Source organism: Acidovorax sp. Root219 (genome assembly GCF_001428665.1).
Classification (GTDB): domain Bacteria; phylum Pseudomonadota; class Gammaproteobacteria; order Burkholderiales; family Burkholderiaceae_C; genus Acidovorax.
The window spans coordinates 66,401-79,736 of the sequence record NZ_LMIJ01000024.1 but is presented as its reverse complement, the minus strand read 5'-3'; the positions used below and the strand labels follow the sequence as shown (position 1 = coordinate 79,736).

The 13,336-nt window shown below is 68.1% G+C and carries 13 protein-coding genes; 3 read left to right on the top strand and 10 right to left on the bottom strand.

Annotated elements, in window-relative coordinates; genetic code table 11:
* Positions 1-143 precede the first annotated feature (143 nt).
* Positions 144-1,055 carry a LysR substrate-binding domain-containing protein gene (locus ASE28_RS22410; protein WP_057268682.1) on the top strand — a complete coding sequence of 304 codons (912 nt, stop codon included), beginning with the start codon at positions 144-146 and terminating at the stop codon, positions 1,053-1,055.
* A gap of 5 nt (positions 1,056-1,060) precedes the next feature.
* Here the strand turns inward: ASE28_RS22410 and ASE28_RS22405 are convergent, their stop codons facing one another.
* From ASE28_RS22405 to trpE, 7 genes are read right to left on the bottom strand one after another with little or no spacing between them, the layout of a single operon-like run.
* A complete protein-coding gene (locus tag ASE28_RS22405) occupies positions 1,061-1,771 on the bottom strand; it encodes a uracil-DNA glycosylase (protein WP_057268536.1) in 711 nt (236 codons plus the stop codon).
* A 17-nt stretch (positions 1,772-1,788) separates the two neighbouring features.
* Positions 1,789-2,589: an indole-3-glycerol phosphate synthase TrpC gene (gene trpC / locus ASE28_RS22400; RefSeq protein ID WP_057268535.1), complete on the bottom strand. Its 801-nt coding sequence runs from the start codon at positions 2,587-2,589 to the stop codon at positions 1,789-1,791.
* 59 nt (positions 2,590-2,648) lie between these two features.
* Complete coding sequence (trpD, locus tag ASE28_RS22395) at positions 2,649-3,686, bottom strand: anthranilate phosphoribosyltransferase (RefSeq protein ID WP_057268534.1); 1,038 nt, start codon at positions 3,684-3,686, stop codon at positions 2,649-2,651.
* A 25-nt stretch (positions 3,687-3,711) separates the two neighbouring features.
* On the bottom strand, positions 3,712-4,380 hold the full coding sequence (locus tag ASE28_RS22390) for a LysE family translocator (RefSeq protein ID WP_200963983.1): 669 nt from the start codon (positions 4,378-4,380) through the stop codon (positions 3,712-3,714).
* Positions 4,377-4,961, bottom strand: a complete 585-nt coding sequence (locus ASE28_RS22385; protein WP_057203930.1) for an aminodeoxychorismate/anthranilate synthase component II — start codon at positions 4,959-4,961, stop codon at positions 4,377-4,379. Before ASE28_RS22385 ends, ASE28_RS22390 begins: the two co-directional genes overlap by 4 nt.
* The gene (locus ASE28_RS22380) at positions 4,958-5,311 is read right to left on the bottom strand and encodes a chorismate mutase (RefSeq protein ID WP_057268533.1); all 354 of its coding nucleotides are present in this window, start codon (positions 5,309-5,311) and stop codon (positions 4,958-4,960) included. Before ASE28_RS22380 ends, ASE28_RS22385 begins: the two co-directional genes overlap by 4 nt.
* Complete coding sequence (gene trpE / locus ASE28_RS22375; protein WP_057203928.1) at positions 5,308-6,807, bottom strand: anthranilate synthase component I; 1,500 nt, start codon at positions 6,805-6,807, stop codon at positions 5,308-5,310. The genes ASE28_RS22380 and trpE overlap by 4 nt, the downstream gene beginning before the upstream one ends.
* Positions 6,808-7,159: 352 nt before the next feature.
* On the opposite strand from trpE, the gene ASE28_RS22370 reads away from it, so the two are divergent.
* Both ASE28_RS22370 and ASE28_RS22365 read left to right on the top strand, forming a co-directional pair.
* Positions 7,160-7,750 carry a chalcone isomerase family protein gene (locus ASE28_RS22370; RefSeq protein WP_057203927.1) on the top strand — a complete coding sequence of 197 codons (591 nt, stop codon included), beginning with the start codon at positions 7,160-7,162 and terminating at the stop codon, positions 7,748-7,750.
* A 233-nt stretch (positions 7,751-7,983) separates the two neighbouring features.
* Positions 7,984-9,618, top strand: coding sequence for a methyl-accepting chemotaxis protein (locus ASE28_RS22365; RefSeq protein ID WP_057268532.1), 1,635 nt, complete (start codon positions 7,984-7,986; stop codon positions 9,616-9,618).
* A gap of 8 nt (positions 9,619-9,626) precedes the next feature.
* Here ASE28_RS22365 and ASE28_RS22360 read toward each other — a convergent pair whose 3' ends face one another.
* The 3 genes from ASE28_RS22360 to ASE28_RS22350 all read right to left on the bottom strand — a co-directional run bounded on the left by ASE28_RS22360 (position 9,627) and on the right by ASE28_RS22350 (position 13,260).
* Entirely contained in the window at positions 9,627-10,337 is a 711-nt protein-coding gene (locus tag ASE28_RS22360) for a phosphoglycolate phosphatase (RefSeq protein ID WP_057268531.1), read from the bottom strand.
* A 77-nt stretch (positions 10,338-10,414) separates the two neighbouring features.
* Entirely contained in the window at positions 10,415-11,881 is a 1,467-nt protein-coding gene (locus ASE28_RS22355; RefSeq protein WP_157422093.1) for a hypothetical protein, read from the bottom strand.
* A 53-nt stretch (positions 11,882-11,934) separates the two neighbouring features.
* Entirely contained in the window at positions 11,935-13,260 is a 1,326-nt protein-coding gene (locus ASE28_RS22350) for an SPFH domain-containing protein (protein ID WP_057268530.1), read from the bottom strand.
* Positions 13,261-13,336 lie beyond the last annotated feature (76 nt).

Here is a 13,336-nt window from a genome sequence, read left to right as displayed (position 1 = left end):
TCACAGGAACGCGGCGCAACAGCCTTCATCTTAGGAATGTGGCAGTCGTATGACCACCACCAAATCAGCAAATGGCTTTGCCGCACCGGCAAAGCGCTTCGCTTTTTGAGATGATCCACGGCAAACCTCCCATCGACCCCTCCATGCGCGCCCAACTTCTGCAAGACACGGCCCTGCGCTACTTCCTCGAAGTGGCGCAAAGCGGCTCGCTCACCGAAGCCTCGGCCCGGCTGCACGTGGCCGCCTCGGCCTTGAGCCGGCAGATCGCCGGGCTCGAATCGCAACTGGGCACGCCGCTGTTCGAGCGGCACCCGCGCGGCATGGTGCTCACGGCGGCCGGCGAGATCCTGGCCACGCATGCGCGCCGCACGGTGCTCGACGCCGAACGGGCGCTCGGCGAGATCGGCGCGCTGCAGGGCCTGCGCGCGGGCCAGGTGCGCCTGGCCACCTCGGATGCGTTTGCCAATGAACTGGTGCCGCGCCTGTGCGTGGAGTTCCAGCGCACGCACACCGGCATCCAGTTCGAGGTGCAGTCCCTGCCCACGGCCCAGGTGCCTGGTGCGGTACGCAGCGGCGCGGCCGACATCGGCCTGTGTTTCAGCCGCGCGCCACACAAGGACATTGATGTGGCCTACCGCCAGCGGGCACCGGTGCTGGCCCTGGTGCCTCCCGGCCACCCGCTGGCCGGTGCGAAGAGCGTGACACTGGCTCGCATGGGCCAGTACCCGCTGGCCCTGCCGCCACCCGAGACCACGGTGCGCCAGATGATCGACATCGTCTGCAGCCGCCAGGGCCTGCAGCTGGAGCCGGTGCTGGTGAGCAACCACGTCAAGACCATGCTCCACTTCGTGGCGAACGGGGGTGGGCTGTCGGTGTCCAGCGAGATCGCGGCGCGCCACATGGTGGCGGCTGGCGACATCATCGCACTGCCCATCGGCGACCAGGGCATGGACCTGCGCGACCTGGAGCTGCAGACCCTGTCGGGCCGCAGCCTGCCCGTGGCCGCGCAGGCCTTCCTTGACCTGCTCAAGGAGCGCTTGCCCGGCCCCTGGTAGCGGGCTCAGGCCCGCCCTTCGTGCTGCATGCGGAACTCACGCGCCTTGCCAAAGTGGCCGTTGCCGATGAAGGGCACGGGAGGACGCAGCGCCGACAACGGCGAGGGGTGGTTGGAGGTGAGCACCAGGTGTCCCCGGTCGGCCGGAATCCAAGCGCGCTTGGACTGCGCATGCGAGCCCCAGAGCATGAACACCACCGGGCGCTCGCCTTCGGCCACATGGCGGATGACGGCGTCGGTCAGTTCCTCCCAGCCCTTGCCGGAATGGCTCGCGGCCTGGCCCTCTTCCACCGTGAGGCCGGTGTTGAGCAGCAGTACGCCGTTCTTCGCCCATTTCACCAGGCTGCCGCCCGGCTCGGGCCAGGCCGGAAACGGCGTCTCCAGGTCACGCTGCATCTCCTTGAAGATGTTGCGCAGCGAGGGCGGCAACTGCACGCCGGGCGCGACGGAGAACGCCAACCCCTCGGCCTGGCCACGCCCGTGGTAAGGGTCCTGGCCCAGGATGACCACCCGCACCTGCTCGGGTGGGGTCAGGTCCAGCGCGCGCAGAGGCTTCGGTGGAAAGATGGCGGCGCCGGCATCCAGGCGCGTTTGCAGATAGGCCAGCAGCGCCCGGCCACGCGGGCTGGCGAAGAAGGCGTCGACCAGCGGCTGCCAGCCGGGAGCCACAGGCCAGTCGGCCGGGTCGGCGCTTTGCAGTTGGGTGGCGTCGGTCATGGGCGGCAGGCCATGGATCAGGCGAACAGGTTTGCCAGCGCCTCGCCGGGTTCGGGGGCGCGCATGAAGGCCTCGCCCACCAGGAAGGCATTCACGCCCGCGTCGCGCATGGTCTTCACGTCGGCTGGCGTGAGGATGCCGGACTCGGTGACCAGCAGGCGGTCGGCCGGCACGTTCTTCTGCAGGTCCAGCGTGGTCTGCAGCGAGACCTCGAAGGTGCGCAGGTTGCGGTTGTTGATGCCCACCAGACGGGTCTTGAGCTTGAGCGCACGCTCCAGCTCGGCGCCGTCATGCACCTCGACCAGCACCGCCATGTCCAGGCTGCGGGCAATCGCCTCGAAGTCTGCCATCTGCGCATCGTCCAGGCTGGCCGCGATCAGCAAAACGGCATCGGCGCCCATGGCGCGCGATTCGTAGATCTGGTAGGCATCGACCATGAAGTCCTTGCGCAGCACGGGCAGTTGGCAGCTGGCGCGCGCCTGCTTGAGGGCATCCACGCTGCCCTGGAAGAACTGCTTGTCGGTCAGCACCGAAAGGCAGGCCGCACTCACCGTGCCATCGCCATGGGCATAGCTCTGGGCGATGTCGGCCGGAATGAAATCAGCACGCAGCACGCCCTTGCTGGGGCTGGCCTTCTTGACCTCGGCGATCACCGCCGCCTGGCCTTTGGCGATCTTGCCGCGCAGCGCGCCCTCGAAGTCGCGCGTGAGCACACGGCTCTCGGCATCGGCACGCATCGCGGCCAGGGGCATGCGCTTGGTGGCAGCGGCCACTTCTTCGTGCTTGACGGCCACGATCTTGTTGAGGATGTCGGACATGGTGGGCAATGCTAAAAGCGAAAGGAAAAAACCGCCGGGCAGATACCCCGGCGATGCGGTCAGGCGGGAACGGCCAGCGCGTGCGTGCGCGCCACCAGTTGGTCCAGGCGCGCCAGCGCGGCACCCGAGGCGATCGCGGCGCGCGCCTTGACCAGGCCATCCGCGATGGAACTCGCCACATTGGCGGCGTACAGCGCGGCGCCGGCGTTCAGGCAGACGATGTCCTGCGCGGCACCGGTCTCGCCCTTGAGCACGCCGATCAGCATGTCGCGCGACTGCTCGGGCGTTTCCACCTTGAGGGCGCGGTTGCTCGCCATGGGCAGGCCGAAGTCCTCGGGATGCACCTCGTACTCGGTGATCTGGCCGTTCTTCAATTCACCCACCAGGGTGGCGGCGCCCAGGCTCACTTCGTCCATGCCGTCGCGGCCATAGACCACCAGCGCATGCTCGGCGCCCAGGCGCTGCAATGCGCGCACCTGGATACCGACCAGGTCGGGGTGGAACACGCCCATCAGGATGTTGGGCGCGCCAGCCGGGTTGGTCAGCGGGCCGAGGATGTTGAAGATGGTGCGCACACCGAGCTCACGGCGCACGGGGGCCACGTTCTTCATGGCCGGGTGGTGGTTGGGCGCGAACATGAAGCCGATGCCCACCTCGGCGATGCATTGGGCAATCGCCTCGGGCGTGAGGTTGATGTGGATACCCAGCGCCTCCATCACGTCGGCGCTACCGCTCTTGCTCGACACGCCGCGCCCGCCATGCTTGCTGACCTTGGCGCCCGCAGCAGCCGCCACAAACATCGAGCAGGTGGAGATGTTGAAGGTGTTGGCCCCGTCGCCGCCGGTGCCCACGATGTCCACCAGGTGCGTGCTGTCGGGCACGTGCACCTTGGTGGAAAACTCGCGCATGACCTGCGCGGCGGCCGTGATCTCGCCGATGGTTTCCTTCTTCACGCGCAGGCCGGTGATGATGGCCGCCATCATGACCGGCGAGAGCTCGCCGCTCATGATCAGGCGCATCAGGTGCAGCATCTCGTCGTGGAAGATTTCGCGGTGTTCGATGGTGCGCTGCAGCGCTTCCTGGGGGGTGATGGACATGGTGTGGTCTCCGTCTCGTAATTTTTTAAGCGGCAGGCCGGTCCGAGAAGGCCAGCTTGAGGCCGAAGCCGATGAACATCGCCCCGGCGATGCGGTCCAGCCAGTGCATGCCACGCTGCACGGCGCCCACGCGGCGCGCCATCCAGCTGGCGGCCAGCGCCCAGCCCACGTTGACGGGGATGGCGTTGAGGTTGAACAGCACCCCGAGCAGCACAAAGGCCAGGGCCTTGCTGTCCGTGCCCGGCGCGATGAACTGGGGCACAAAGGCCAGGAAGAAGATCGCCACCTTGGGGTTGAGCACATTCGTCCAGAAGCCGCCCATGAACACGCTGCGCAGCGGCACGGCCGCAGCCGGCGCGGCCTGCGCCGCCGCGATGGCGGCACCGCTGCCGCCGCCGCCCGAGGCCTTGGCGAACAGCATGCGCACGCCCATCCACAGCAGGTAGGCCGCGCCCACCCACTTGAGCACGGTGAAGGCCGTGGCCGACGCGGCCAGCAGCGCGCCCACACCCACGGCGGCGGCAAAGATGTGCACGAAGCAGCCGGTCGTGATACCCAGGCCCGCGACGATGCCCGCACGCGTGCCCGAGCGCAGCGCGTTGGAGACGATGTAGAGCACATCCGGCCCGGGCGTCAGGTTCAGCAGCCAGCCGGCCGCGATGAACACCAGCAGTTGGTTCGTCTCGATGATCATGGCCGGGGCTCCAGGAAGTTCTTGAGCATGGCGTGGCCGTGTTCGGTGAGGATGCTCTCGGGATGGAACTGCACGCCCTCGATGTCCAGCGTCTTGTGGCGCACGCCCATGATCTCGCCGTCGTCCGTCCAGGCGGTGATCTCCAGCGCCTCGGGGCAGTCGGCACGCGCGATGGACAGCGAGTGGTAGCGGTTGACCGTGAACTTCTCGGGCAGGCCGGCGAACACGCCTTTCTGCGTGGTGGTGATGACGCTGGTCTTGCCGTGCATCAGCTGCTGCGCGCGCACGATGCTGCCGCCGAAGGCCGCGCCGATGGCCTGGTGGCCCAGGCACACGCCCAGAATGGGCAACTTGCCGGCGAAGTGCTGGATCGCAGCCACCGAGATGCCGGCCTCGGCCGGTGAACAGGGGCCGGGCGAAATCACCAGCCGGTCGAGCTGGCCGGCGGCCAGGCGCTCAGCGATCTCGTCCACCGTGATCTCGTCGTTGCGGTGCACCTCGACCTCGGCACCGAGCTCGCCGAAGTACTGCACGATGTTGTAGGTGAAGCTGTCGTAGTTGTCGACCATCAAGAGTTTCATGCTGCGCTCCCTGCGGTCTGGCCCGCGTCGCTGGCGTGCCCGGCGCGCAGGCGCGCGAACTCGCGGTGTTCGTAGGCAATGGAGGCTTCCATGATGCCCCGGTAGATGGCCTCCACCACGTCGGCCTGGCCGCCCTGTGCCAGGGCGCGCTCGCGCACCCGGTCCACGATGGCCTGTATGCGCGCCTCGTCGCGCACCTGCACATCGCTGTGCTTGATGCGCGCGGCCTGCGTCATGTAGCCCGAGCGCTGCACCAGCAGCGGCACGAGGATGTCGTCGAGTGCGTCGATTTCACGGCGCACGTCGGCCATGGTGGTGCAGTGCTGCACCTGGTCGATGGCGCGGCTCATTCCAGGCCCTCCTCGACGAGCTCCGCAGCGCGCAGCAGGGCGCGGGCCTTGTGCTCGGTTTCCTTCCACTCGAGCTCGGGCACCGAATCGGCCACCACCCCGGCGGCCGCCTGCACGTAGAGCGTGCCGTTCTTGATGATGCCAGTGCGGATGGCGATGGCCACGTCCATATCGCCGGCATAGCTCAGGTAGCCGCAGGCACCGCCGTAAAGGCCGCGCTTGGTGGGTTCGAGCTGGTCGATGAGCTCCATCGCATGCACCTTGGGCGCGCCGGTGAGCGTGCCCGCCGGGAAGGTGGCCTTGAGCACGTCGATGGCGGTCATGCCGTCGTTCAGGATGCCTTCGACGTTGCTCACGATGTGCATCACGTGGCTGTAGCGCTCTACCGCGAAGGCCTCGGTCACCTTCACGGTGCCTGTCTTGGCGATGCGGCCGATGTCGTTGCGCGCCAGGTCGATCAGCATCACGTGCTCGGCCCGCTCCTTGGGGTCGTTGATGAGTTCGACCTCGGCCGCCTTGTCTTTCTCGAGCGTGGCGCCGCGCGGGCGCGTGCCGGCCAGCGGGCGGATGGTAATCTTCTGCCCGTCCGGCGTGCTCTCCTGGCGCACCAGGATCTCGGGGCTGGCGCCCACCACATGGAAGTCGCCGAAGTCGTAGAAGTACATGTACGGCGAGGGGTTCAGCGAGCGCAACGCACGGTACAGCGACAGCGGGCTTTCGGTGTAGCGCTTGTGGATGCGCTGGCCCACCTGCACCTGCATGAAGTCACCGGCGGCGATCAGCTCCTTGGCGCGGTCCACCGCAGCCAGGTAGTCGACCTTGGAAAAATCGCGCTGGGCGGGGTGGCTCTCGGTGGGCTTGACCACCGGGGCGCTGACCGAATACTTGAGTTGCTCCTTGAGCTCGCGCAGGCGCTTCTTGGCCTTGGCATAGGCTTCGGGCGTGGCCGGGTCGGCGTAGACGATGAGGTAGAGCTTGCCCGAGAGGTTGTCGATGACCGCCAGTTCCTCACACTGCAGCAGCAGGATGTCGGGGCAGCCCAGGGTATCGGGCGGGCAGGTGTTCTCGAGCTTCTTTTCGATGTAACGCACAGCGTCGTAGCCGAAGTACCCTGCCAGGCCACCGCAAAAACGCGGCAAGCCGGGGCGCAGCGCTACCTTGAAGCGCTTTTGGTAAGCCGCGATGAAGTCGAGCGGATTGCCTTCGGCAGTCTCCACCACCTGGCCGTCGGTAACGACCTCAGTGCGCGCCGCAGCACCGAAACCGCTGGCGCGCAGCAGGGTGCGCGCCGGCAGGCCGATGAAGCTGTAGCGCCCGAAGCGCTCGCCTCCCACCACGGATTCGAGCAGGAAGCTGTGCTTGCCGCCCTCCTTGGCGCGCGCCAGCTTCAGGTAGAGCGAGAGCGGGGTTTCCAGGTCCGCAAAGGCCTCGGCCATGAGCGGAATGCGGTTGTAGCCTTCGCCGGCCAGGCTTTTGAATTCAAGTTCAGTGATCACGGGGAGAACTCCCAGCTGTCACAGCGCGTGTCCCCGCCAATGGGCATTGGGGGCGCTGCGGTTCATTCAATCGGCCCTGACAAGGGCCACGGGTGCACGCTGGGGCGGTTCGCCCAGGTGCCATCAGGCGTTCAGGCAGACAGGCTGACGCCAGGGCCAGGCTCCCCGGTCGCTGCAACCTGTGATGAACACGCGGTGAATGAACATGGGCCAAAGTGTAGCAAAGGTCTTGGAGCTTTCGGGTTTTTGGCATGCAATCACCATTAAGAACCACTCGAAAACCCTGTTGCGCCCGTTGCACGGTCTTGCAACAATTAGAAACGAACGGTCGTTCTATTTTGAGGAGACAAGCATGAGAAACATGGTGCGATGCGCTGCACTCGCCGCCGCATGCCTTCTGGCCGGGGCCACCATGGCCCAGCCCATCACGGTGTCCAACGTGAAGTACGAAGAGACCACCCAGGTGGCCGACAGCACCCTGCAGCTCAATGGTGCGGGCGTGCGCTACAAGGCGGTGTTCAAGGTCTACACCGCCGGGCTGTACCTCGAAAAGAAGGTTGGCACACCGCAGGAGGTGGCGAGCCAGAAGGGCCCCAAGCGCATGAGCATCACCATGCTGCGCGAGATCGATTCCACCGAACTGGGCAAGCTGTTCTCGCGCGGCATGGAAGACAACATGGACCGCGCAGCCTTCTCCAAGCTGATCCCCGGCGTGCTGCGCATGAGCCAGATCTTCTCGGACCACAAGAAGCTCATGGCGGGCGACCAGTTCCAGGTGGACTGGATTCCCGGCACCGGCACGGTGATCACCGTCAAGGGCAAGCCCCAGGGCGAGCCCTTCAAGGAGCCCGAGTTCTTCAACGCCCTGCTGGGCATCTGGCTGGGCAATGCGCCAGCGGACTGGAAGCTCAAGGACGCGCTGTTGGGCAAGCAGCCCGCGTAAACAGCGCCCCCTCCCGGGAAAGCACCTACCCACTTCTGTCACCCGGCAGACACAGCGCCTGCAAACCGCAGGCGTAACCTTCGAAGAACCTGTTCAAGCCCCGGCAGCGTGTGCATGCGCCATCCGCCGCACGCTTCTGCCGGGCCTTCTCCTCGCCACCCGCGCCCAGGAGCGATCCGCCGACAACCCTCGCCCTTTGACCCTGCACCTTCGTTCGCGCGCCTGACCACACCATGAAACCAAGCAACCTCTCCGTCGGCCTGCGCCTGGGCCTGTCCTTCGGCGCCATCCTGCTCATCACCGCGCTCCTCGCCGCCACCGGCATGTGGCGCATCGCCAGCCTGCAGGGCGCCAGCGAGCGCGTGGCCACGCAGGAGATCGAACAACAGACCCTGGTCGAGAACTGGGCTGCCGACATCCGCCTGAACTGGGTGCGCACCGAGGCCTTCCTCAAAGCCATCGACCGCGACTACATGGAAAAGCTCACGGCCGACACGCAGGCCACGGCCAAGGGCATCGAGACCAAGGTCCAGCGCGTCGAAGGCCTGGTGCAGGGCGACAGCAACCGCGCGCAACTGGCTACCATTGCCGCCGCGAGCAAAGCCTATAGCGACAAGCTCGCCGAGATCCGCGAACTGCACCGTGGTGGCGAGCCGAATGTACCCACGCTGGTGGACAAGGAGCTGCGCCCACTGGCCGACCGGTACCTCAAGTCCCTCGATGACCTGCGCACCGCCATGGCCACGCAACTGGCCGCGAGCCAGAGCGACACCGGCGCGCTGGCCAAAGCCAGCCAGGTGCTGCTGGGCGTGGGCACGCTGATCGCGGTGGCGCTGGGCGCGCTGCTGGCCTTCACCGTCACGCGCTCCATCGTGCGGCCGGTGCAGCAAGGCAAGCAGGCGGCCGAAAGCATTGCCGATGGCGACCTGACGCACCCCATCACCACCACGCACAACGACGAAACCGGCCAGTTGCTGCAGGCCCTGGCCACCATGCAGTCGCGCCTGGCCACCATCGTCGGCAATGTGCGCCACAGCGCCGAGGGCGTGGCCACCGCCAGCGCCGAGATCGCCTCGGGCAACAACGACCTGTCGGCCCGCACCGAGCAACAGGCCTCGGCGCTCGAAGAAACCGCCGCCTCCATGGAGGAACTGGGCTCCACCGTGCGCCAGAACGCCGACAACGCACGCCAGGCCAACCAGCTGGCGATGAGCGCCTCGACCGTCGCCATCCAGGGCGGCCAGGTGGTGGCCGAGGTGGTGGACACCATGAAGGGCATCAACGAAAGCAGCAAGAAGATCGCCGACATCATCAGCGTGATCGACTCCATTGCCTTCCAGACGAACATCCTGGCCTTGAATGCCGCAGTGGAAGCAGCCCGCGCGGGTGAACAGGGCCGCGGCTTTGCCGTGGTGGCCAGCGAGGTGCGCAACCTGGCCCAGCGCAGCGCCGAGGCGGCCAAGGAGATCAAGGGACTGATCGGTACCAGCGTGGAACGTGTGGAGCGCGGCAGCGCCTTGGTGGACCGGGCCGGTGCCACGATGAGCGAGGTGGTGGCCTCGATCCGCCGCGTGACCGACATCATGGGCGAGATCAGCGCCGCCAGCAGCGAGCAGAGCTCGGGCGTGGGCCAGGTGGGCGAGGCCATCACGCAGATGGACCAGGCCACGCAGCAGAACGCCGCGCTGGTGGAGCAGAGCGCTGCGGCGGCCGACAGCTTGAAGACCCAGGCCGGGCAGTTGGTGGAGGCGGTGGCCGTGTTCCGGCTCGGTGCGAACCACCATGCCGCGCCGGTCGCTGCGCCCCGCCCGGCCAGCAACGCATCGCGGCTGTTGCCAACAAGTGGGCAGCGCCGTATCGCCGCCTGAGCAGCCGCTCAGGCGTTTTTCAGCTCTTGCAGAGCATCCACGAAGCCATCGGCATCCACGGCCCGCACCGGCTGGCCGTGGTTGTAGCCGTAGGTCACCAGCACCACCGGGCAGCCGGCGGCGCGCGCCGCCTGCGCGTCGTTGCTCGAATCCCCCACCATCAGCGTGCGCGCCGGCGTGCTGCCCAAAGCCTCGCAGGTCTTGAGCAGAGGCAGCGGATCGGGCTTCTTGCGCTCGAAGCTGTCGCCACCGAACACCTGAGAAAAATAACCGTGGAGCCCCTTGGCCTTGAGCAGCGGCACGGCAAATTCCGTGGGCTTGTTGGTCAGGCAGGCCAGGCGCAGGCCTGCCGCCTGCAGCGCCTGCAGGCCAGCCACGACGCCTGGGTACACCTGCGCGTACTGGCCATTGATATCAAGGTAGTGCTTCTGGTAGCTGACCCAGGCAGCGGGGTACAGCGACTCCACCTGCGCGGCATCTGCCGCCTGCCCGCCGGACGCCAACACATGGCCCAGCACCGAACGCAGCAGGTGCTCCGAACCCTTGCCCACCATGTGCTCGATGTGCTCGGCCCCGATGGCAGGCAGCGCCAGTTCGCGCAGCATGCGGTTGAGCGCCTCGGCAAAGTCCCCGAGCGTGTCCACCATGGTTCCGTCCAGGTCCACGATGGCGGCGTCCACACGGGACAGCAGGGCGGACAACGGTAGCGATGCGGACATGCGAAGAACTCCTCGGAATGCGGATGAAGAAAGGCCGGGCAGCGCTGCCCGGCCTTGGCGAGTTTAAAGGTGCCGGCTTACCGCAGACTCAAGGTCTGGAGCTTCCAGGCCGGGTCCTGCCAGCGCTGGAACAGGGGCAGCGCAGCCACGTCGCCGGTCACGCGCTCGGTGGCCAGGCCTTCCAGGCGCACGATCTCGAAGCTGCGGCGGTAGCGGCCCTGGCCGCGTGCCTCGCGCGCCACCAGCATCTGCTGGCCGCCGGGCACCCAGCCGGCCCACTCGGCCACGCCGGTCTCGGGCGCGCTGGCGGCGGGGGGCAGCACGTCGACCAGCCAGCCCTCGGCTGTCTTGCGCATCACCCACAGCTCACGCCAGCCTTCCAGGGGCTGCACGGCCAGGGCCACAGCCGTGCCCTCGCGGTTCACGCTGGCCGAGGCGGCCCAGACCACGCCATAGGTGCAGCGGCGCACCAATGGTGCCTTCACCCCCTTCTGGGCATCGACCAGCAGCACGCAGGTCTCGCCGGGCACTCCGGGCTCGGTCACGATGCCGGGGCGGTTGCCCTGGGCGGCGGGCAGGCTGGTGGGCACCAGGGCCCAGCGCACGGCGCCCACGCGCATGGCGGCGTCGTTGTAGGCGGACTGGTCTTCGTCGGGCAGGTCGTTCTTGCTGACACCCGCGAACTCGGCCAGGGCACGGGATGCCGCAGCCGCCACGGCCGCGCCAGCAATGTCCTTGCGCGCCTGCTGGAAGGCCATGGCGCTCCACACGCCGGCGCGGCGCATCTGGATGCGGTTGCGCACATAGGGCGACAGGCCCGCCACGTCCACGCGCTCGAGCACCTGCGACTGCCACTCCTGCACACGGGCCCGCTCGTGCGGCGGCAGGTCGGGGTTCACGCACTCAGCCCGCGTCAGCGCCAGGGCGGCGCGGGCACGCTGCTCGCCATCCGCCACCGGCATGGCCAGCACGCGGCGAAAGGCCTCGCCGTCGTAGCAGACCTGCATGCGGCCTTCGACCTCGTAGGTGGTGAAGCGCACACCGTAGCCGTTGGCCACGTCCAGGTGGGCCGACAGGGTGGCGCCCGAGGCCTTGCCCGGCACGGCAGCCGAGGCGCGGCGCGCCAGCCGGTCGGCCAGGGTGCCCAGCGCGTCGAAGGCCTGGGCGCCCTGCTCGCCGGCCAGCGCGCTGGCCGGTGCCGCCTGCAGGTAGGCGGCCGTGATGCCGATGCCCAGCGCCTCGGCACCCGGGGTGTCGCGCACGAAGCGCAGCACCGACAGCAGCGCCGGGCCCTCGGCCTCGTCGAGCGCCACGCGGCGCACGTCGCTGGTCCGGATGAAACCGCCGCGCTCGCGCTTGTGGTCCCAGACCTGCAGGTAGTCGAGGCGCTCGCCGCGCACTTCGAGCACCTCGCCCTGCCACAGGGCGGACTGCTGCTGGGCCGACTCACGCGGCGCGGCGCGCAGGCTGGCCTGGTCCTGCACGACGATGGCGCTGCCCAGGGCGCTGGCGGGAGCAGGGGGCACGGCGGCGGTGGCGACCATGGTGGCGGCAGAGGCGATGGCCGCGACGAGCGTGAGGGTGGTGCGGTTCATGTTCATTGCTCCGTGGCTTGGGTCGTGGAGGCGTCGTCGGCACCGGCGGCAGCCTGCGCGGCCACGGCCTGGGCGTTGCGGTTGCCGCCGAGCAGCGCGGCGCCGATGAAGTCGCCATTGGTCGGAGGGGGCGCGATGATGACCTGGATCTTGTCCGAGAGCTTGTCGGCCAGCGTCTTCTGGATCAGCAGCGGGTGGCGCGTGACCAGGGCGCCTTCGCGCGCCATCTGCTCGGCGTTGACCTTGCCGATGCGGTCCAAGCGGTAGGCCTCGGCCTCGGCCAGCTTCTGGCGGGCATCGGCCTCGCCGTTGGCTTCGATGCGGCGGGCCTGGGCGTTGCCTTCGGCGGCCTTGATGCGCGAGACCTTCTCGGCCTCGGCTTCGAGCTGGCGCTGCTCGATCTGGCGCTGCTTGAAGGGCAGCACGTGCTTCATGGCTTCTTCCTGGGCGCGGGCGGCGATCACCTGTTCGCGGGCAGCGGCTTCGGCGGCCACTTCGCGGCGCACCTTGTCGGCGCTGGCGTCGAGCTCGGTCTCCTTCACGCGCTTGTCCTTGAGCTCCAGCGTGTAGCGCATCTTCTCGGAGGCCAGCTCCTCGGCCAACAGGCTGTCCATGCCGCGGCGGTATTCAGCGGGCAGGTCCACCTTGCCGATCTGCACGTGGCGCAGCAGCACGCCATCGGCGGCCAGGCGGGTCCGCAGCTCGGTCTCGATGATCCGCTGGATTTCGGCGCGCTTGGACGAGAAGATCTCGCGCACCGTGTAGCGGGCGAACACCTTGTAGATCAGGCCTTGCACGGCAGGCTCGACGATTTCGGCGCCGATGTTGTCGGGCAACTGGGCCGAGCGCGCGGCCATGGCGGCCGGGTCCAGCGCGTAGCGCACGCTCAGGTCAAGGCCGAAGGACAGGCCTTCCACCGACTGCAGCGGCGCACTGCCCGTGGCCTGGCGCATCTGCTCGGCGCGGTAGGTCTGGTCGCGCAGCGAGAACACGCGCACGCTGTGCAGGCCGGGCAGCACCCACACGCTGCCATCGCGCCACTGGCTGACCGAGCCGGTGAACTGGTTCACGCGCACACCGAGCTCGCCCTGGTCCAGGTGCTGCACCGGGGGGTTGCGGTACACCATGGCGCCAGCGGCCACCACCGCCGTGCCGGCGACCAGCCAGCCCAGGGCGCGGGGCGACGGCAGGGCCAGGGGGCGGGAGGCAACGATGGGAGCGCCTGCAGCGATCTCGTCCTGGGCGCCGTCCAGCGTGGGTTCCACGGCAGGGGCGGCGGCAGGGGTGCGGCGCAGGGCGCGGGTGATGCGGTTCCAGGTGGTTTTCATGGTGTCTTCCCTCGTTGATTCGGTTCGGTGGGTGGTTTCTCTGCTGCGCCGGATTCCGTGCTGCATTGGTGTCCAA

What these genes read in the sequence shown, in the direction of transcription:
- ASE28_RS22410 (WP_057268682.1), top strand. Translation starts at nt 144, where the DNA reads ATGCGCGCCCAACTTCTGCAAGACACGGCCCTGCGCTACTTCCTCGAA.
- ASE28_RS22405 (WP_057268536.1), bottom strand. Translation starts at nt 1,771, where the DNA reads ATGACCGACGCCACCCAACTGCAAAGCGCCGACCCGGCCGACTGGCCT.
- trpC (WP_057268535.1), bottom strand. Translation starts at nt 2,589, where the DNA reads ATGTCCGACATCCTCAACAAGATCGTGGCCGTCAAGCACGAAGAAGTG.
- trpD (WP_057268534.1), bottom strand. Translation starts at nt 3,686, where the DNA reads ATGTCCATCACCCCCCAGGAAGCGCTGCAGCGCACCATCGAACACCGC.
- ASE28_RS22390 (WP_200963983.1), bottom strand. Translation starts at nt 4,380, where the DNA reads ATGATCATCGAGACGAACCAACTGCTGGTGTTCATCGCGGCCGGCTGG.
- ASE28_RS22385 (WP_057203930.1), bottom strand. Translation starts at nt 4,961, where the DNA reads ATGAAACTCTTGATGGTCGACAACTACGACAGCTTCACCTACAACATC.
- ASE28_RS22380 (WP_057268533.1), bottom strand. Translation starts at nt 5,311, where the DNA reads ATGAGCCGCGCCATCGACCAGGTGCAGCACTGCACCACCATGGCCGAC.
- ASE28_RS22370 (WP_057203927.1), top strand. Translation starts at nt 7,160, where the DNA reads ATGAGAAACATGGTGCGATGCGCTGCACTCGCCGCCGCATGCCTTCTG.
- ASE28_RS22365 (WP_057268532.1), top strand. Translation starts at nt 7,984, where the DNA reads ATGAAACCAAGCAACCTCTCCGTCGGCCTGCGCCTGGGCCTGTCCTTC.
- ASE28_RS22360 (WP_057268531.1), bottom strand. Translation starts at nt 10,337, where the DNA reads ATGTCCGCATCGCTACCGTTGTCCGCCCTGCTGTCCCGTGTGGACGCC.
- ASE28_RS22355 (WP_157422093.1), bottom strand. Translation starts at nt 11,881, where the DNA reads ATGGTCGCCACCGCCGCCGTGCCCCCTGCTCCCGCCAGCGCCCTGGGC.
- ASE28_RS22350 (WP_057268530.1), bottom strand. Translation starts at nt 13,260, where the DNA reads ATGAAAACCACCTGGAACCGCATCACCCGCGCCCTGCGCCGCACCCCT.